This is a genomic window from Streptococcus cameli (assembly GCF_053207365.1).
The window spans coordinates 156,270-173,764 of sequence record NZ_JBRUIM010000004.1 but is presented as its reverse complement, the minus strand read 5'-3'; the positions used below and the strand labels follow the sequence as shown (position 1 = coordinate 173,764).

22 protein-coding genes and 1 tRNA gene are annotated in these 17,495 nt (G+C 42.7%); all 23 read right to left on the bottom strand.

The features are described 5' to 3' along the window. Positions 1-166: 166 nt before the first annotated feature. Entirely contained in the window at positions 167-349 is a 183-nt protein-coding gene (locus ACVR1I_RS08820; RefSeq protein ID WP_447443652.1) for a competence regulator inhibitor paratox, read from the bottom strand. Positions 350-463: 114 nt separating this feature from the next. Continuing rightward, positions 464-1,189: a PlySs2 family phage lysin gene (locus ACVR1I_RS08815; RefSeq protein ID WP_447443651.1), complete on the bottom strand. Its 726-nt coding sequence runs from the start codon at positions 1,187-1,189 to the stop codon at positions 464-466. Next, a complete protein-coding gene (locus tag ACVR1I_RS08810; protein WP_447443650.1) occupies positions 1,173-1,517 on the bottom strand; it encodes a phage holin in 345 nt (114 codons plus the stop codon). Before ACVR1I_RS08810 ends, ACVR1I_RS08815 begins: the two co-directional genes overlap by 17 nt. Then, entirely contained in the window at positions 1,514-1,819 is a 306-nt protein-coding gene (locus ACVR1I_RS08805; RefSeq protein WP_447443649.1) for a hypothetical protein, read from the bottom strand. The genes ACVR1I_RS08810 and ACVR1I_RS08805 overlap by 4 nt, the downstream gene beginning before the upstream one ends. Positions 1,820-1,833: 14 nt before the next feature. Further along, positions 1,834-2,100, bottom strand: a complete 267-nt coding sequence (locus tag ACVR1I_RS08800; RefSeq protein WP_447443648.1) for a hypothetical protein — start codon at positions 2,098-2,100, stop codon at positions 1,834-1,836. Positions 2,101-2,164: 64 nt separating this feature from the next. Next, positions 2,165-4,201: a DUF859 domain-containing protein gene (locus tag ACVR1I_RS08795; RefSeq protein WP_447443647.1), complete on the bottom strand. Its 2,037-nt coding sequence runs from the start codon at positions 4,199-4,201 to the stop codon at positions 2,165-2,167. 1 nt (position 4,202) lies between these two features. Then, entirely contained in the window at positions 4,203-6,863 is a 2,661-nt protein-coding gene (locus ACVR1I_RS08790) for a phage tail spike protein (RefSeq protein WP_447443646.1), read from the bottom strand. Positions 6,864-6,866: 3 nt separating this feature from the next. After that, on the bottom strand, positions 6,867-8,363 hold the full coding sequence (locus tag ACVR1I_RS08785; RefSeq protein WP_447443645.1) for a distal tail protein Dit: 1,497 nt from the start codon (positions 8,361-8,363) through the stop codon (positions 6,867-6,869). Then, positions 8,363-11,938 carry a tape measure protein gene (locus ACVR1I_RS08780; RefSeq protein ID WP_447443644.1) on the bottom strand — a complete coding sequence of 1,192 codons (3,576 nt, stop codon included), beginning with the start codon at positions 11,936-11,938 and terminating at the stop codon, positions 8,363-8,365. Before ACVR1I_RS08780 ends, ACVR1I_RS08785 begins: the two co-directional genes overlap by 1 nt. 21 nt (positions 11,939-11,959) lie before the next feature. Continuing rightward, positions 11,960-12,559, bottom strand: coding sequence for a Gp15 family bacteriophage protein (locus tag ACVR1I_RS08775; RefSeq protein WP_447443643.1), 600 nt, complete (start codon positions 12,557-12,559; stop codon positions 11,960-11,962). A 1-nt stretch (position 12,560) separates the two neighbouring features. Next, on the bottom strand, positions 12,561-12,920 hold the full coding sequence (locus ACVR1I_RS08770) for a hypothetical protein (RefSeq protein ID WP_447443642.1): 360 nt from the start codon (positions 12,918-12,920) through the stop codon (positions 12,561-12,563). Between the two features lie 61 nt (positions 12,921-12,981). Beyond that, positions 12,982-13,437 (bottom strand): phage tail tube protein, encoded by a 456-nt coding sequence (locus ACVR1I_RS08765; protein ID WP_447443641.1) that lies wholly within the window; start codon positions 13,435-13,437, stop codon positions 12,982-12,984. Further along, positions 13,438-13,839, bottom strand: a complete 402-nt coding sequence (locus tag ACVR1I_RS08760) for a minor capsid protein (protein ID WP_447443640.1) — start codon at positions 13,837-13,839, stop codon at positions 13,438-13,440. It abuts the gene before it with no gap. Continuing rightward, on the bottom strand, positions 13,836-14,198 hold the full coding sequence (locus ACVR1I_RS08755; RefSeq protein WP_447443639.1) for a minor capsid protein: 363 nt from the start codon (positions 14,196-14,198) through the stop codon (positions 13,836-13,838). The genes ACVR1I_RS08760 and ACVR1I_RS08755 overlap by 4 nt, the downstream gene beginning before the upstream one ends. Then, positions 14,198-14,539 carry a putative minor capsid protein gene (locus tag ACVR1I_RS08750; protein ID WP_447443638.1) on the bottom strand — a complete coding sequence of 114 codons (342 nt, stop codon included), beginning with the start codon at positions 14,537-14,539 and terminating at the stop codon, positions 14,198-14,200. The genes ACVR1I_RS08755 and ACVR1I_RS08750 overlap by 1 nt, the downstream gene beginning before the upstream one ends. Further along, the gene (locus tag ACVR1I_RS08745) at positions 14,526-14,933 is read right to left on the bottom strand and encodes a head-tail connector protein (protein ID WP_447443637.1); all 408 of its coding nucleotides are present in this window, start codon (positions 14,931-14,933) and stop codon (positions 14,526-14,528) included. The genes ACVR1I_RS08750 and ACVR1I_RS08745 overlap by 14 nt, the downstream gene beginning before the upstream one ends. 15 nt (positions 14,934-14,948) lie before the next feature. Continuing rightward, the gene (locus ACVR1I_RS08740) at positions 14,949-15,149 is read right to left on the bottom strand and encodes a hypothetical protein (protein ID WP_447443636.1); all 201 of its coding nucleotides are present in this window, start codon (positions 15,147-15,149) and stop codon (positions 14,949-14,951) included. A 5-nt stretch (positions 15,150-15,154) separates the two neighbouring features. Then, positions 15,155-15,313: a hypothetical protein gene (locus tag ACVR1I_RS08735; RefSeq protein ID WP_447443635.1), complete on the bottom strand. Its 159-nt coding sequence runs from the start codon at positions 15,311-15,313 to the stop codon at positions 15,155-15,157. Positions 15,314-15,325: 12 nt separating this feature from the next. After that, a complete protein-coding gene (locus ACVR1I_RS08730) occupies positions 15,326-16,195 on the bottom strand; it encodes a capsid protein (protein ID WP_447443634.1) in 870 nt (289 codons plus the stop codon). Positions 16,196-16,213: 18 nt separating this feature from the next. Further along, positions 16,214-16,777 carry a phage scaffolding protein gene (locus tag ACVR1I_RS08725; RefSeq protein WP_447443633.1) on the bottom strand — a complete coding sequence of 188 codons (564 nt, stop codon included), beginning with the start codon at positions 16,775-16,777 and terminating at the stop codon, positions 16,214-16,216. A 64-nt stretch (positions 16,778-16,841) separates the two neighbouring features. Further along, positions 16,842-16,912 (bottom strand) — tRNA-Trp (locus tag ACVR1I_RS08720). A gap of 74 nt (positions 16,913-16,986) precedes the next feature. Further along, positions 16,987-17,235, bottom strand: a complete 249-nt coding sequence (locus ACVR1I_RS08715) for a hypothetical protein (RefSeq protein ID WP_447443632.1) — start codon at positions 17,233-17,235, stop codon at positions 16,987-16,989. A gap of 10 nt (positions 17,236-17,245) precedes the next feature. Continuing rightward, on the bottom strand, positions 17,246-17,473 hold the full coding sequence (locus tag ACVR1I_RS08710) for a hypothetical protein (RefSeq protein ID WP_447443631.1): 228 nt from the start codon (positions 17,471-17,473) through the stop codon (positions 17,246-17,248). Positions 17,474-17,495 lie beyond the last annotated feature (22 nt).

The following is a 17,495-nucleotide window of genomic DNA, read 5'->3' as shown; positions in this document are numbered from 1 at the left end:
TTACTTAACTGCGTCTTTTTACTAACGTTGTTATGATTAAAATATAATAGAAGAAAGAAGCCTGTTATAAGGGGGGGTTAGTATAAAAAGTAAATAAAATCGCTATATAAAACTATGAAAGTTTTAAACTTATACCCCTTTTTTGCCCCCTCTGATTTCAAATTACTTAGGGGGCAAACATTTCTGCCAGCAAATCCTCCAATTTCATAATCTCCACTTCTTCATTCTTGCTGGCAGTCTCTCCTGGCAATAAGTAGTCCACTATCTTTCCCTTCTTACGTATGATGCGGATGTTATTTCTGTCAATTCCTCCTGTGATCACTGCTCTATGTAAATCGTTTAAATCCATTTGATTTCCTCCTTACTTATTTATTCGTAAAACTTTCCGATAAAATAGACATTTTTTAAAATTTCCGTTTTGAAGACATCAAAAAAAGCCCCAGCATTAGCTGAGGCTTAATTTTTATTTAAACGTCCCCCATGCAGGACCGAATCGTTTGCCGTTACGGGTAGCTCCTGTCGCTACATAGTTTCGCTGGCCACTGCCACCTATATAGGACACCCAGACATAGCCATTGGTATCGATGATAACCTTATCATACTTAAACGACTGACCTTTGGTATAGGTTGCGACAATCCGCCCTGAGGTACCTGGAGCACGTCGCACGTTAATAGCGTCAACTGTAACTGTCATAGTGCCATACTCTGTATAGCTACGTGAGCTACTCGGTGCACTAGATGTTACTTCTGCGCCTGGAGGCGTGATGTAGTGCGCAACATTGCGTGCGTATTGACTGGCACTGTAATGACTACGGACTGGGTAACGCTTGCCGCCTACATTTTGCTCCAATACAGTGAGCGAGTCCCCATTGATTGCCTCAACGATGACCACGTGGCCATAAGTTCCACCACGCAAAGTCACGATTTGCCCAACCTTAAATGGTCCAGATGTTGATACAGACCAGCCGTTCGCTTGCCAAGGGTAGGCTGTACCAATATTGTGCGCTGCGATCGTGTCTCCAATAGCTCCACTGACCCAACCAACACCAGCTCCAAGGCCAACTGTCGAATTAGGTGTAATCATGGACTCGTACCAACTAGCCAGAGCGTAGCACTCGCCATTGCCAACAGGACGCCCAGAGCCAACCAAGGCCCTAATATTGTTCAATGCTTCATTTACTTTTGACATCTTCAACACCTCCTTTCCAAGCATCATTCATTTGTTTAACTGCACTCTCAATGAATGTTTCTAATTGAGATTCTGACATGTAGATATTGTATTTTTCCAATTCGCTCGTTACACGGCGTTTGGCCAAGTCATATTTATCAACATGGTCACCAGTCACGATTTGCTCTACTGCGTTGACTGCATTTTTGGCAACAATTTCTGTAATTTCAACTGCTCGTTTCCCACCCTTTTTCAAAAGATATTTCTTTAGCTCCTGGATAGCAATACCAGCTAGAATTGTCAAAACACTAATTGCTCCATTCAGTATAATTTCTGTAATTTGGTTCATCTTCTTTTGCCCCTTTCAATTTCATCCATACGGTCATTCATTCGTACCAACTCACGTTGCACATCACCAACCGTATTTGAGATGCGTGTAAGCTCAACAGTTGTTTGATCTAAGTGATTCATCAGCCTTTCTTCACGCTTATTGCTGTCAATCTTTGATTGCTCATGAAAATCCATCAATTTAGCCTCTCGCTTATCAGATGTCTTGATTAGAAATCCGACAACAAATATAAACAAAATGATGAATAGGATCTCCCAGGTGAGTTGGCTTTCTGCTATTTTTTCGACATTTTCAAATGGCACAAATCTCCCCCTCCTTATTCAGTAAGCTCTACTCCATCTGCCTCAATCTCCGCCAGGATCTCATCTTCGATTTTATAGCGCAACTCTCGTAACTCTTGCTCATCCTTGCGCATCTCTCGACGATTTTTAGCATAAAGCTCTGGCTCGTGCAAGGTTTCAAATACAGTTGACACTGCATCATTGCCTGTGTTGATTACCGTTGTTTTAACAAGTTTAGTCTCCTTGCCCTCGGTAGCATAAAATTCTGCCGTTGTTTGTCGTGTTTTGATGACTTTTAACATAATCTTTTTCCTCCTTTATGTTATGGTTTCATTATAATTTTGATATGATGGGTTTTTTTACTACTTATGGATAACGGTCATCTGTGATGAATGTGACTGTACCTGTCCAGACCCTGTTACCAGTAATGTTATTAGTCAATCTAACCTTTCCATCTGGTGCTAAATGGACGATTGCTGTACCAGATATATCTGCACCTGTGTTAGCTTGCATTACTAAATGAGCTTCTTTTATTGGCCTATATCCTACTGGTATAGTTTCATCCATCAAGCTATATTCCACCGTTGAGTTAATGTTTTTGATAGCTCTATTGACAGTTAATGTCACTAAATTACCTTTTCGCATCGCACTCAATACAACTCCCCACATAATTCTGATGTTAATTTCTGCGGTATCGGTAATGTTGATATTAGCAAATTCTGCATTGCTCAAAACTGTTGCATGGACTTTCCAAGGTTGCCATACACCTCTAGACATTGCCCTCGTTGCACTATATGCCCCCTCAAAATCATAAGCTACCTGCATTACCCAACTATCATTGTGATTGAAGACTTGCACAAATTTCCAGCTGTGACCTCCCTTAGGAGCATTTGCTAAACTTAGGCCTCTGTAAAATCCAGTTTCTAGATAATTATTCCAGTCTCCTGTTGCTATCAGAGTTTTACCATCATTCTGAGATAGTTGTTTTTGCTGTATAGGATTATCATTGGCATAGATGTCCCCTTTAACATCTAGCGCTCCACGCTCCCTAATTTTGTTGACACCAACTCCTGAGCGGTCATAAGAAAATACCACGCTTTCCGTGGCAACATTTATCGCAAACTCGGTCTGAGTAAATTTGTCAGCAAGAGTACCAATAACCACCCATGACTGATTAGCAGCATAACTGCCTGAGAGATTAGCTTGAGAGTTTGTCAGACTAGAAAGGCTAGTCCAAGACCCAGCTGCAGCCCCAGTATCTGCTGTGTAGGTAGTAGTTCCTAGCCTAGCAACCTTAAAAGATAGTGTCATGGTATTCTTTTGAGCACTTCCCACTGTCAGAGGGGCTACCTTTGCATTTCTAGTGACCGTAAAGGTACTGGAGCTTGAGCCTGTTCTAGCGATAGAGAAACTTAAAGCAGGGGCAAAGTATTCAAGAACCGTTACCGTGACATCTTTAGTATCAGACCAACGCCCACGACTATCAGATACACTTGCTCTGACAGTGATAGTGCCGTTGTAATTCATAATGCCTAAGGTCCCACCATCCCTATTCGTGGTTTGGTTTCTGCCCACAATCTCAGCCTTGTAACCTGTAATGGATGAGCCGTAAGAGCCAGCTGCTCCGTTAAAAGTGACCTTGATATTAGATACAACTTGTATAAAAGTATTACCTGGCATTAGGCTTTGAGCTGCTGTATTAGCGTCAGATAGTGTAATACCTGTAAAGGTAGGCTTAATTGTATCTGGAACTGTCACAGTAAAGATATAGTGACTAGTTCCTATTTTGGTATTTCCAGAGTAGGTATCACACCAGATTGTACCTTGAGCACTTGTACCATTCGGGATTTCTTCTGCAAAATTGATAGGCACAGCCCAAGTTGTGCCAGTCGCTACACCTGTTGCGATAGTTCCACTTTTAGAGCCAAAACCATAGCGTAGAGTGTGAGTAAAGCTACTTGAGGCTCTATTGATATTGATAGACATATTAGATCCTACTGCTACTGTTTGCCCTGAAAATGAGCTAGTACGTGGTATAGTTGTCAAGCCAAAATTACCAGATAGAGACAGCGTGCCAGGAGAGTATCCACCACTACCGCTAAAACTTGCAGACCAGCCAAAAGATTTTTTACCATCTGCATTGTGCCCAACTGTGATAGTTCGATCAATCAGCATGATAGTCTGATTGTAACTAAGCATAGACGGACGGCCTGACCAGTTTATAGTTTGACCATTGACAGTAGCCGAGGCAGTACAGTTATAATCGGAAAAGGTAGTAGTCGTGTTAAGCAAGGCAAGTCTCACCCTGACCTGACTACTATTCCCTGCGATATTCTGAGAGGTTTGATCTATCCATAGGCGGATACGGTAACCTCTATCAGTATTTGACCAAAATTCAGCCATTCTATCCTCCTACATACCTAATAACATTCATGTCAGCATTGAGATGATACTGCTCCTCTCTAAACCGACCAATTTGGATAGTCTTAGAGAAAATACCATTTTCAATGTGAATGACACCTTGAGAAATATACATAACCTCCACCCCTGCCGAGAACATTGAAATACGACCGTTAGGGTTGAACATCATACTAGAGCTACCATCATTCTTACCGATTACCAAGCCCTCGTTAGAACTTGACATATAGGTATCAATGAAATTCCAGCGGTCAGAGAGTTCTCCAAGATCTTTAGCTATGGTAGAGACACGCTGGCTCGCTGATATCAAATCCTGCTCAGCCTGCGCCCTTGCCGTGTCGTTAGCTTTGACAAAGTCCTGATAGGCCTTTATCCAGTTATCCAAGGTATCAGCACTAGCCTTAGCCTCTAACTCAGCTTGGATAATATTAGCCTTCTCATTAAGAGCATTGAGCTGTTCCTGGGTCAGGACTTGGTCAGCTTTAGAATCAATCTCATTTTTTATATCACTAGGGTTGAGCGAAAAAGTTGTTGAGACGCTACCATCTTCCAATTTTGGTCTATCAATAGCCAATAACGAATTGCTGGTAAAATTGTAGCCATAGAAATAAAACTGCAAATAACCTTTGGACCAATCCACATTTTGCGCATCAAACGGCACCTTAACCGATACTCTATGCCAGGATCCTACTATCTGGATAGGCAGAGTAAACTGACCACTACCAAAGACCCTAGCGGTAGCGCCATGTTTTACATAATGCATGCCACCAAATAATTTAGTTCCTGATCCGCTTGCGTAGACATCTACTGATACGACCAGCTCCTTTGCTGTGTGCGGAATGTAATCAATCAAACTAACTGACAGTCCCTTCCAATTACGCTGTCCATTCGTTTCATCAAAGATAAAAACATTCGTCCGCTCTCCTACATCTCCTAACCGACCATGCATACTCGTTGTTGGATTCGGAATGTTAGCATTGTATGGATTGTTCCATTTTTGTGGAAAGCGATTAGTATATGTTGTTCCGTCTACGGTATAGATAGTATTGTTTTGGGTAATTTTATCGAAAACAGCGTTTGGAAAAAAATTGACCCCACCAATAGAGCCCTCAAATTCCCCACGGTCACCCTTTGGACCTGGGTCTCCTTTTTCTCCCTTAGCACCAGTATCACCTTTGACACCGTCAGAGGCGTTCAAAAAGGTAATTTGTTCAGAGGCTACTTCCAGATTGTCAACCCATGCAGCAACGGTCAAGACCATTGTCTGGTTGATGTCAGCAGCTTTGACAATGTAAGTAGGGCTTGTAGCCTTAATTTCGCCATTAACAACCCAACGCCAGCCACTATTGATGACCTTGTTGCCTTTCATCAGAGTAGGTACCACAACTGATTGCCCCTGTCCATTCTTAAAGGCCGTACCATTAGATGTTGCAACCTTAACGGTGTAAGGCTTAGCGTCTTCAATCATACGGTCTAGGCGCTCCTGAATACCGTTTGACAGCATGTTTTCAAGTGCTTTGGCGTTAGAGAAAGTGGTCCTGTTGTTTTTTGGGTTAGTAAAGCTGATAGTTTGCTCAGACACCCTCATCTCAAGTAAGAGTACAGGGCTAAAGCCATCATCATAAACCTTTACAGTATCTCCTATTTCAAGGTCAGCAAATCCCTCAGCCTTATAAGTAACAGCAGGGTAGCAATTTTTCTTGAGTTCACGGTAGGCCATGGAACGGATAACCTCTGGATTTGCACTCTCTACCTGCATGTCCTTTCTGATCCATTGGTCATTGGTTGTGTTGCTAGTAAATGCTGATGGATACATCTGCATTGAAAGAGGAGCATATAACCCCTCTCCTGATTGGTAGAACTCACGCTCTCCCTTTTCGTTGTTTACTGACCAAGCGCCCAGACCAGAAATAGTGACAATGCCCCCATTTTCTGTCCGACCTGTAGGTCTAACCATGTTGTAGATGTTTGTTTTATCTACCGTTCTAGTCAATGTTTTTAGGTTCTTTCCGTATGTTAAAACAGTTGGACTAATACGACCTACGCCTTGATGAGTATCATCATTCTCATGGTAAACATTGACAACGAAGGACTTGATAGAGCTATCAGCGTTGAGGTGGGTATCAAATTCAATTTCTGCACCAAACTTCTTAGCTAGGCTAAGTAGGCGATTCAACTTGGTATCTGCTCCCTCCCACTCAGCAGAAATTTTCTGAGTAGAAACCTCATTGACACCGATTTTCAAGAATGTAAAGTTTAGCAAGTCCATAGCGTCACAATACTCTTTGAAACTCATTGCTTTTGGCGCTTTGTATGGATTAGAATACTCATTGATAAGCTCAAGGTTCAAGTTGATACCGTAACACTTGATGATTTTCTCGTTTTCCTCAACTTTTCGGATAGTGTGTAGGTAAGTGTGCCCCTTATACTGAAACGACACAAAGGCCTTTTCATTCAGATAGTTATAGGCTCTTTTACGGCCGACATCTGAAACAATGGCCTTTTTGAATACCGTAAAATCAAAAGTACTAGAACCTGTTTCAAGGTACCTAGTCCATGTATCGTTAAAGTAATTCAACGTACCTTGTTTGTCATTGTCTATAAACGCAACTTTCCTCAAACTTGCGTCATGGACTGTTAACAACATAAGCTATAGATACCTTTCTTCAAATTCTATTTTCACTGTGGGCTTGGTTTTAACCCAGCTTGAACTATACACCTCTAACTGACTCTTGCCAGGTGGGATAGTCAGGAAAGACGATCCGTGAACAACATCAACAATACGCTCCAGCCCATCAACGGTTACCGTGTCATTTTCGCTATTAAGCACAACATTTGAACCGATAGGGTAGCGGTTTGGAATATCCCTTGTAACGCTGACATAGTCTTTGCGGTAGAGGATACTATCTAAATACATGCGCGCTACTACTGGTTTATTCCCAATAGCTCCAAATGCCACATGGACTTTAGCTGACTTTCTGCCCTTAATTTCAGGGATAGTAAAGGTGTTGTACGATCCCCACCAAAAGACCGTCACCTTGTCATCATTGCGCTTGAGGTCTGTCCAACCTCTAGACTCATTAAACGGATTTTGGCTGTCTAAGTGGGTTCCTGTAAATGTCCACTTTTTGAGCATGTTATAGCCACCCTTACCGTTAGCAGCCATAAAGTTAAATTCACAGCCTAAGCCGTTGTATCGTTTGTAAGTCTCTACCCCATACAAAAACCGCCCCTGTTCATCAGAGACGGTCAGCTTGATAAAGCCAAATTGGTTAGCAGCACCAAGCCAAAAGACTTGCCTCCACCAAATATAGTCATTCAGAGAGGTTGTGGCCCCTGAGCTATCTGCTGGAATGTTCCAAGTTAAACTCCCTGCATTGTTTCCAGTCGTCCCTCCTGGGTTCTGCAAAAACAAATGAGGGCGACCTTGCCAGTCCACACTTGCCACGGTACCCCTCAAACTCTGTGATGTGTCATTCAAAATGGCCACGTTCTTAGTTGCAGCACTCAGACCAGCTGTGATTTTACTGTCTCGATAATCAAAGAGTAGCTCTGATTGTCTGACTTGCTCTGTATCAGCCTCCTCACGGTCTCCGACTTCAAGAGCTCCGCTAGTGTTGACTACGCCAATATAGCCATTCTCGGCATTGTTTCTTACTGTGACCACAGGAAAAGCTGGCACATTGCCATCATTGATAAGGTCAAAGACAATCTTGTCAGAAGACTCAGTCCCATTATCAAACATTCGATAGGTTGAGCTGTGAGCTACACCATCTGGGATCAGTATTTCAAACTCTCCCTTTTGGAACCATCTTGTAATGTTGTCCATATCAACTGAGCCAACAACAAGGCCCATATAATACTTATCAGGTTCGTCAGAAATGATAATCTTGACAGCCTCTGAGGTATTAAAAACCCCTGCTAACGTGTGCTTGGCCTTTTCAAGTGTCATACCATTTTTTTCTTGCATAGCAAACTTGACCTTGATAAACTTAGCCCCTGTTCTTATTTCTTGTAAGTTCACTCCAAGGAGTGGAGCGTCATTGATTCCAATGCTACGCTCATTACCCACAGGGCGAATAATTTCAATAATTCGGATAACCTCAGAGAGGTCAAATCCGTTGATAGTGATTGTGTCATTAGTCATCAGACAATCCCCCTCATCATGTTATCTATTTTGATTTTGTCATTTTGATAATTAGTCATTGGCTCTCCAATTTGCCCTACTAGAGCTCCTGTGTCCATAATCATATTGACTGGGCGCTTAACAGCCTGCTCAGCTACTTCAAGTGCTCTAATGAGTGCTTGGTCAGCTTGTTCTCTAATAACCTCAATTTGGCTCATTTCAGCACGTTCTGTGATTGATTTGAGTTTGAACTGACTAGATAGGGAACCATTCCCAAGACCTAGTAATTCCTCAGCGCCAAACTTAAAGGCTGACATCTCTTTTTGCACATAAGCTAGGCTATCAGTCACATCAGAGGTGTTCTTTTCAATACCTACAGCGATACCTTGGGCAATGTATCGACCCACATTGTCCCTGAATAGTCTTGATGGTGAGTGAATTTTAGCTTTAGCCTGTGCTGCTCTCTCAGCTTGTGCTACAAGGGCGTTAGCGGCCGCTGTAACGGATCCAAGCGCTGAATACATACCCTGAGCCAAACCTTGGCCAATCATAGCCCCTACCGAGCGCATAGCGCCAACGCCAGACATGCCAGTTGAGCGGATTGCGTCTACCATTGATGACATTGCAGTTCTTGCTGAACCAATACCGCCACGGATACCGTTAGTAACTCCGTCTGATACGCCTTTACCAGCTTGTCGTCCTGCTTGTGTCATCTGACTTGCAGATTGCCTTACTACAGATACCATCTGTTGCATGCTAGATCGCATGGTTGAGACCGCTTGACTCATAGCTGATCGTACAGCTGAGTTTAATTGGCTCATTGCAGAGGTTGCAACGCTTGAAATGCTTGCAAAGCCAGAGACTACCATAGGAGCTGATGTTACTAGTTGCATGATTGAGGATCTTGCGGTCATTGCAGAGGTGGTGATCGCCGTAAATCGACCAGGGACTGACCCAAGTACACCACCAAGAGCACTTATTACTCCAGAAACAGCTGAGAAACCTGCTGACATTGCAGAGGCTCCTGTTTTGGCCATCATCATTGCTGTTGACAAAGCTGTAATCCTGCTTTGTAATGCAGAAATGCCAGCCACTGAACCTGATAAACCTGCAAATGAAGTCATTACAGCACTAGCAAAACTTCTCATGGCAGAGCTAGCTGTTGTCATAACTGCTGGTAATGTTCCGATACTTGAGTTGAGAGAGCTAAAAGCAGCAGGCAAGGCTTGCATTGCCACACTAGCTACCTGTGCTGATACTGCGATAAGTCTCAACCCTGTCCCTGCTTGTTGCAATCCTGGTCCAGCTGAGGCAATACCTGAGCTAGCGATAGCGCCCAATCCAGTTGCCACGGCTGATAAAGTTCCGACCAAGTCCCCAAGTTTTAGGTCAACTAACATTTTGACCCCTTGAGCCATCAATTTAACACCTTGACCAGCATTTTTAGCAGCGTTACCCATGCTCTCAAAAATACCAGCAACCCCATCTAGTACATTACGGATAGCTGAGCCAAAGCTCTCTACCACGCTACCAGCACTCTCTAAGATTGAGCTGACCTGTTCTCCGAAAGTTTGGAGTAGTTGGGTCAGACTGTCAATAATAGGGCTGATTTGACTGATGAGGTTGTTAAATGCCTCTACTAAGGACTGTAATACAGGGGCAACTGCCTGGACCATTTGGGTTATAGCTGGAATAAATGGAGCTAGTGCCTGAATGATTTGGACGATTGCTTGAGATACCACGGTCACGACTTGGACAAAGGCGCTAGAGATAATCTCCACAATAGGGGTCACTGCCGTAGCAATTTGGGCTATTCCTGAGCTTATCGACGCTATGACCTGGCTTAGGGCAGAGCCTAGGGCGGTTATTACAGGAGCAAGACTGCTAAAGGAACTGATCACCGTAGCGATTGCAGAGCCAGCCGCCGTGATAAGCGGTGACAGCATAGCAAAAGATGAGGCTACAATAGGTAGCACAGGAGCTACAGTAACCAACGCTTGAGCTAGTCCTTGTAGTGCCATATTCAAAACAGTTCCTATAGCCGTACCAACGCTGACAATAACACTACCTACTCCTTGGAGAATTGTAGCTATCCCTTGTCCTTGCATACCCATTAAGGCAAAGGCTGCACCAAGTGCCAAGATAGGCACTGCCAAGGCTGCGATAGTGGCAGGATTGACCATAGCCAAGCCTTGGCCAATACCACGAAAAGTAGCACCTATACCTTGTCCAATTCCTCTAGCAGCGGTTGCTACACTTTGTCCAAGGCTACGGATAATTGAGACAACGCTTGTACCTGCTGATCTGACAACTGATGTAGCACCACTAACCCCACTTGTCGCATTCTTCTTGAATAGACTGAATGGGTTAAAGGATTTTAGGAAGTTAAAGGCCTTAAAGCCAGCTACTAAACCGACTAAACCACCAACTATAGCCTGAATAGCTCCTGTAGGTAGTGAACTTATAAAGTTAGCCGCTACGGTTGCAGCCTGAGAAAGCCACTTAACAACATTTCCTAGAGCGCTACCCAATGTTGACAAAACACCAGAGGCCGTCAGACTGTTAAACACATTACCAAGGGCGCTACCAATGCTCTTGATAGCTCCTATAAAGGCAGATACTGCCCCTGTGTTTGAGAAAGCGTCCCAAAAGGTTTTTACTTTACCAACAACATTTGAAATAGCATTACTAATATTTGCAATGATTCCCTCAATGTTGATACCCTCAAGGAATTTCCCTAAGCCGTCAGCCATTCCTCCAAAGTCAATGCTTTCTAAAGCGTCTGATAAGGCATTTACCGCCTTAATACCAAATTTGTTGAGATGTTCAAAGGTTGGCATAAGCTTATTGGCTAGTCCCTCTTTTGCCCCATCTATTGCCTGATCAATGGTTTTAAACTCTGTAGCCATCTTTTGAAAGGCGTCAGAGTTACCTGCCTTGTTCATGGCGTCAAAAAACTCCTCTGTATTGACCTTGCCATCTTGGACAGCTGCAACCAGTTCAGCGGTTGACATTCCCATTTCTTTGGCTACCGCCGCCATACCTGCTGGAGCTTGTTCCATCATGATTTTAAAGTCCATCCATGCAACCTTGGGCTTACTTGCCATTTGTGTTGCTTGAGTAGATAGTGACTTCATGGCTTGGGCTGGATTTTCTGCTGAGGCTGCCAGTCCTCCAAAGGCTTTTACCAAACTACCAACATTCTTAGTACCAACTGCGTCAAGTTGAGAATAAGTGCTAGCCATCTCAGAGGCTGAGTAAATTGTTTTGGTGGCAAAGTCTTGCATTTCAGTCTTGGCTACCTTGATGACCTCAGGAGAACGCCCAAAGGCTTGTAGGTTACCCTCAAAGGTCTTCCATGCCTTTTGTGAGCTGTTCAGTTCTCCAGCCATTTCACGGATACCGCCAGTGACAACTCCAATACCAGTAGTGAGAGCAGAACTAATCAGGTTAGCTCCTAAAACCGACTTAAAAACAGACCCAACCTTTGAGCCTGTGCTTTCTAGTCCACCTAACAGGGTCTTTAGTTTTCCAACCCCTGACTGGGCTTTTTCTCCGTCTAGGTCAACCTTGATAGTAACTGAACCATCTGCCATAGTTTTTCTCTCCTTTCCTGATTAGTAGTCAAAATCTTTAGGTAGTGCATACTCTTTCTTGAGCCGTTTCATGCTTTCCTTATACTTCTTACTGTCGCCTTTCTGTGGCTTGTAAGAGCGTATTTTAAGCACCTCAGCAAACTTAGTATCACTAGGTAGCCCATTGAGTAGGGCATTGAATTTCTTCCAGTGCAACGTATTTTGAGAGTCAATCAAATCAATACCGTAAGCCTGCATGAATGATGAGTAAATGTACTCAGCGTCATGTTTCAAACTAAAAAGACGCTCTCCGTCCTCTGATTGACTTTTAGAGCGTATCTTACTTTTGATTGGATTTCCTGCCAGGTCTAACACTGGAGAACTATCTTTTGCTGGAACTATTCTGATGTGCTCCTCAAATATCAACTTAAAAATTTTTGTCGCCTGCTCAGGGGTCAAATCCTGTGTAAAGTCAACATCTGTAAATATCTGGATGGCTAGATAAGGCTTGTATAGATCATCAAACTCATCATCATTGATGAGCTCCATAACCTTTAGAACCTTGTTAAAAGCCATATTCATTGGGTACACATCATCACCAAGGACTAACTCATCTGTCAATTTCCTTGATAAATCCAGCATATTAGTCACCTAGATACTTCTTGAGAGCGTCACCGTTGTTACGTTTTTCCCACTCATCTACCACGCCTGAAATAGTTTCAAGCAAGTAAACCATAGTATCGACGGTAGACTCATCAGAGTAAGCATAAACCTTGTTATAGGCCTCCTCATCAAACAATCCAACCCATGACTCTTTAACCATGACTTGCAAAGCGTCAAAGGCTTTCTCATCTTCTGTATCTGCCACTTTTTGCCCCTCTTTTTGGAGCTTTTTACCGACTTTCTGCATATTCAGGATATTCTTGTCATTAGCTAAAAATTCAAGGGTAAATCCATCAAATTCTACAGGGATGACATTACTACGCTTTTTAATTACTACCATTTGTTTTTTTCTCCTACTAATCAAAAATAAAAAGGGGAGCGTCAAACTCCCCTAAGCTGCTTTATCCACCGACTACAGCAGATTGTTTAGGTACTGCATTCCAGCTGATAGTGCACTCAAAAGCCTCATACTCAGCAGCCTCTCCGCCTCCGATTTTGATTTCAGAGACTGTGGCAGGTGCTACGTATTGAGTTTTACCATCAGCGTCAACAACCTTAAACCATACTTTCCGCTGGTCTCCAGTCAAAAAGCGCATATCAGCAATGATCTTCTGCGCCTCATCTTCCTTGATGTAGTCACCCTCAAAGGTGTAACCATATTTGACAGATGTTACCGTTGTTTCAGGCGTTCCGTCACCGTTGTAGTAAGCAACGTCATCTGTCTCTTCATCATTTTCAACATCAGCGGTTGTGACCCCGTCCGCAAGCCATTTCCAATCGTCTGTACTTGGCTCTGCTTTATCAGATGTCCAAGGTGCTACGTAATGCTTGCGTAGGGCATTTTTCATTTTTGGCATTTATTTTCCTCCATTTGTTTCAAGTTTTGCTGTGATGTCCAGCATGTAAACATAAAAGCCCTGGTCATCACGGTCATTTAAGAATGGCTGTGAGACTTCAAGGCCTCTGAATTGATATGAATTATTTTGACTTGGTAGCTCAAGGTTAAAATCAGCAAGAGCACTATTGACAGCCCACAGAATAGAGCTTGTCTTTTGGTGGTCAGTCGTTTTGATTGCCACCTCAAAAACAAGGCTAATATCTTGCTTGCCATTCATATACTCTTTTTCAACCTTGCCACCAGGTAAAGGATAAAGAACTAAGCTCTCCGTCTCTGACAAGTAATCAAGTCTACAAGTCAGAGGGAGGCCTAGTGTGTTGATGAAATCTCTAAGGACTTCTGAAAAATCATTGTTATTCATGTCTTAACTCCCATTGCTCTCAGTCCAACCTTGCCCCAATCCTTAACATGGAGCGCTGAGGCTTTCAAGTCCCAACGTTTCCCTGTTCCAGCCGTGGTATAGCGCCTAAAAACAAAGCTCCTCTTCTTGTTGTATGATGATCCGTAGAATTGGGCCCTTGCGTGAGGGCCAACATAAACTACACTGTCACGCTTGGCATGACCGCCACCTCTCAAAGCTCCGCTCTTAAAAGGAACAAAGGGGTTCATGTTTAATAGCATTTGATTAGCTATGGCTAATTTACCTTTGGCCAGAGATGATGATGATACTTTTTTCTCAATGCCTTTCAGGTCAACTTTGACAGATACTGTTGCTCCCATCAGATACACTCCAGCTCATAGCAAAAGATTTTTTTATTATGTGGATAACTAACAGGAATAACAGCAGTCACTCTGTACTCCGTCTCTCCGTCATTGATTATGGCATTTTCAAAAGTTTTATCTAGCACCACTGGGCAATATTTAGGATACACAAACAAAAGGCTAGGTTTGGACTCCTTGCGGTTGTTCTGGGTGCCTTGCACTTGATACTGTCTATCAAACCTAACAGATTTAAGGGTCACTGGGCTCTCTAACATTACTTTTCCCCATGCGTCTTTTTCTCCTGTGGTTTTCTGGATAGTCACAGTATCGACCAGCAAACGTTTATCAATATCTGTCATAACCTACCCCCCTATAGCCAAAACCTGCCCCTTTCAGAGCGTTCAGAGCGTCAAGGGATAAATTGTACCTAGAACTCTCTAAGGAGGTCTTTGTGGTGTCTTTGTAGCTCACAGAGGTACGACCAAGCGACACACTAGCCACTGACTGCTTATCATCAGCCGTCATGATACCGCTAGTGTCCAAATAGGCCACTTGAAAAGCAGTAGCTAGCTTGACAGCTTGCTTTCTGTGATCAATCTCTTTCTCAAAGTCCGCAAAGTCATAGAAACCATTAAGAAATAGGTTGACAGACACCTCTGCTCTTTTTAGTAGTTTTTCAAAGTCATTGACTTCATCAAATCCAAAATCCTTAAATTCATCTTGCGTTAAATAAGCGATAGTAACCACCTCCAATTAAAAAAGGCGGTGTTACTTATCCGCCTTTGCTGCTTTTTCGTCATTGTCAACACGTTCAAAGAACGGGCTGAGCTCTGGGTGAGTAATTTTGCCCTTGGCGTTCAATTCATTGGCAGCTTTGATGTCAATGTCGTATTCAACACCTTTGTCAAAGCTTTCTTCTTTTCCGTCAACGACAAAGACTACATTTGATGTTGCTTTGAATTTAGCCATTTAGACTACTCCTTTACTGCTTTTTCTTCGATAACTACCTGAAAACCAATATTGTTATTGATTTCCTCGGCACGTTTTTTTGTGACATCAATAACTGAGCCTTTTTCAATATACTCATCTTTTTCAATATCCCAAAAATCCGATACTACTTTGAATTTAGCCATTTAGACCTCCGTTTAACCTGCAGGAGCTAGCTTAGCTTTAAGGATACCTACCTTGTTCTCATCAGCAATATACTTACCGTATTTACCTGCTCCTTGGATTGCAACACCGTAGAAATCGTCAGCGTCAATGGTACGTACAATCTGCAAGCCTACACCTGCAATACCTACGCCATCAACTGCAAACATGACCTGTTCTCCCTCTTGGAAGTATTCATCAGGGGTTTCTTCCAAAACAAACCCTTTGAATTTATACATTGTTTGATCATCAATGTTAGCTGATGAGTTTTTAGCTGTTGTTGCAAGTTTAGAGTCAATCAAGAAATCATAAACATCTGATGTGACATAGGCTACCCAAGCAATGTTTTTAGAAATCTTGTTATTAACAAATTTCTTGTGAGCTGTGGAGAATGCTTTGATTACTCCTGCCTCGTCCATTGCGCCTGTGATCGTTTCGCTTGCATTATCTGACAATGCTTTTGCAAGTAATTCATTGATGTATTCTGTTTGTGCCAATGCATTTTCTTCCAAACGCTCAGCTACAACTTTATCCGCCACGTCATTTACCGTTACATTGTCAATCCCCTCATGGATTGAAATAGGAGCCTCATAAGGGACAGCCTTATCAACTGATTTAATTTCAGTACGTTGACCAAAGCGACTTGTTGATCCTGTGCCTGTTCCAAAAGCTACATTTTCGCCTTTGTCGTACTTCTTGATAATGGCTTTTGTAGTGTTTACTTTCAAATGCAGCATTGTATCAGAGTCTGATACACCGTCAAAGATTTGGATTTTTCCACCAAAAGAACGTAGGAAACGTGAACGGCTCTCTGTGATTTTTGCCAACAAAGCCATATAGTTTTTAGTATAAATTTTTGTAGCCATGCTACTCTCCTTTTAATTTTAATATTTGCTCATGATTTCATCAAAAGCGTCACCTTTAGCACCTGGTTCGGCTGACGGGTTGCCTCCGACTGAAATCGTAGGGTTAGGCTGTTTGTCTTCACCTTGGAATAAGTAAGGGCTGGACTCTTTGAGGCTGTTGATAATGTCATCTAGGACAGGTTTACCGTCCTCGCCTAGCTCAATCTTGTCTAGGTCAATGAACTTCATCAAATCCTCTGAGTTGTAAGCTCCCACATCTTTCAAAGCAAGGGCCACAGCGTTGGTTTTAGTTACCTGAGCAAGTTGAGCCTCACTATCAGTCTTATACTGATCAAATTGGGCCTGTAGGTCTGCCAGTTGTTGCTTGCTTTCCTCGCTTGCCCCCTCTTTGTCCTGTAAATCCTTGATAGCTTGGTTCTGTTGTTCAAGCTGCTGTTTTAATGTGTCGTTTTCTGCCTGTAGATCTGACTTAGCTTGTGCTTTTGCATTTTCAATACCTGCACCGTACGCTTGCATGATATTATCTAGCACCGCTTTATCTTCAATACCTGCGTCAACTAACATTTCACGCTTAAGACTCATGTCTTAACTCCTTTGTTTTACGCCACGAGGGGCAGAATTTGACAGTTTACGTCATGTCAGACAACACACTCTGTAGGAATTGAACCCACGCTATCAAGGTTGGAGCTTGATGTGCTACCGCTACACTAAGAGTGCAAAATAAAAACCGCTTGGATTTCCAAACGGTGTAAAAGTAGTCTTTCCTACCAGTCAAGACGATTGACCACCTCCTAATCTACCTGTTCATAGGTTTCTGCAAAAATATCTGGTTTGCATGGGTAAAACTCGCCTTGCACGCCTTTGATGATATAGTCGCCTTTGTTAGCAATCATAACCCCTTCAAGAGTTGTGATTGACATCTTCATGGAAGGTTCTTCGTAACCAATAACCGCCGTTTTTGCAAAGCCAACTATTTCATCAATGTTCTTTCCAGTCCACTTGACAGCTTCAACGACTACTGGCTTTTTCCTGTATCGCATATTTGCTCCTTTACCGCTTATACCACGGCTTCTTTTGCTTCTTCTTGAGGGCTTTAATCTCATCTTCCACCTTATCAAAGCGGTTGTTTGTTGATTTTACGTTTTTAGAGTTGATTGCTTCCATTTTTTCAACAATACGCCAAAGTTGGTTATTTTGATCAATCAAGAAATCAATCGCCCTAGCTGCAATCCTTAAAGAGTTCTCTAATTCACGTTTCTTTTTGATACGTTTGTTCATGGTTGCCTCCTATTTTTGGGTA

Bases quoted from the DNA above. Each gene is read 5' to 3' on its own strand.
- ACVR1I_RS08775 (WP_447443643.1), bottom strand. From the start codon at position 12,559: ATGCTGGATTTATCAAGGAAATTGACAGATGAGTTAGTCCTTGGTGAT.
- ACVR1I_RS08795 (WP_447443647.1), bottom strand. From the start codon at position 4,201: ATGGCTGAATTTTGGTCAAATACTGATAGAGGTTACCGTATCCGCCTA.
- ACVR1I_RS08760 (WP_447443640.1), bottom strand. From the start codon at position 13,839: ATGAATAACAATGATTTTTCAGAAGTCCTTAGAGATTTCATCAACACA.
- ACVR1I_RS08755 (WP_447443639.1), bottom strand. From the start codon at position 14,198: ATGGGAGCAACAGTATCTGTCAAAGTTGACCTGAAAGGCATTGAGAAA.
- ACVR1I_RS08790 (WP_447443646.1), bottom strand. From the start codon at position 6,863: ATGTTGTTAACAGTCCATGACGCAAGTTTGAGGAAAGTTGCGTTTATA.
- ACVR1I_RS08770 (WP_447443642.1), bottom strand. From the start codon at position 12,920: ATGGTAGTAATTAAAAAGCGTAGTAATGTCATCCCTGTAGAATTTGAT.
- ACVR1I_RS08725 (WP_447443633.1), bottom strand. From the start codon at position 16,777: ATGAGTCTTAAGCGTGAAATGTTAGTTGACGCAGGTATTGAAGATAAA.
- ACVR1I_RS08735 (WP_447443635.1), bottom strand. From the start codon at position 15,313: ATGGCTAAATTCAAAGTAGTATCGGATTTTTGGGATATTGAAAAAGAT.
- ACVR1I_RS08730 (WP_447443634.1), bottom strand. From the start codon at position 16,195: ATGGCTACAAAAATTTATACTAAAAACTATATGGCTTTGTTGGCAAAA.
- ACVR1I_RS08810 (WP_447443650.1), bottom strand. From the start codon at position 1,517: ATGAACCAAATTACAGAAATTATACTGAATGGAGCAATTAGTGTTTTG.
- ACVR1I_RS08820 (WP_447443652.1), bottom strand. From the start codon at position 349: ATGGATTTAAACGATTTACATAGAGCAGTGATCACAGGAGGAATTGAC.
- ACVR1I_RS08765 (WP_447443641.1), bottom strand. From the start codon at position 13,437: ATGCCAAAAATGAAAAATGCCCTACGCAAGCATTACGTAGCACCTTGG.
- ACVR1I_RS08715 (WP_447443632.1), bottom strand. From the start codon at position 17,235: ATGCGATACAGGAAAAAGCCAGTAGTCGTTGAAGCTGTCAAGTGGACT.
- ACVR1I_RS08710 (WP_447443631.1), bottom strand. From the start codon at position 17,473: ATGAACAAACGTATCAAAAAGAAACGTGAATTAGAGAACTCTTTAAGG.
- ACVR1I_RS08740 (WP_447443636.1), bottom strand. From the start codon at position 15,149: ATGGCTAAATTCAAAGCAACATCAAATGTAGTCTTTGTCGTTGACGGA.
- ACVR1I_RS08780 (WP_447443644.1), bottom strand. From the start codon at position 11,938: ATGGCAGATGGTTCAGTTACTATCAAGGTTGACCTAGACGGAGAAAAA.
- ACVR1I_RS08800 (WP_447443648.1), bottom strand. From the start codon at position 2,100: ATGTTAAAAGTCATCAAAACACGACAAACAACGGCAGAATTTTATGCT.
- ACVR1I_RS08785 (WP_447443645.1), bottom strand. From the start codon at position 8,363: ATGACTAATGACACAATCACTATCAACGGATTTGACCTCTCTGAGGTT.
- ACVR1I_RS08750 (WP_447443638.1), bottom strand. From the start codon at position 14,539: ATGACAGATATTGATAAACGTTTGCTGGTCGATACTGTGACTATCCAG.
- ACVR1I_RS08815 (WP_447443651.1), bottom strand. From the start codon at position 1,189: ATGTCAAAAGTAAATGAAGCATTGAACAATATTAGGGCCTTGGTTGGC.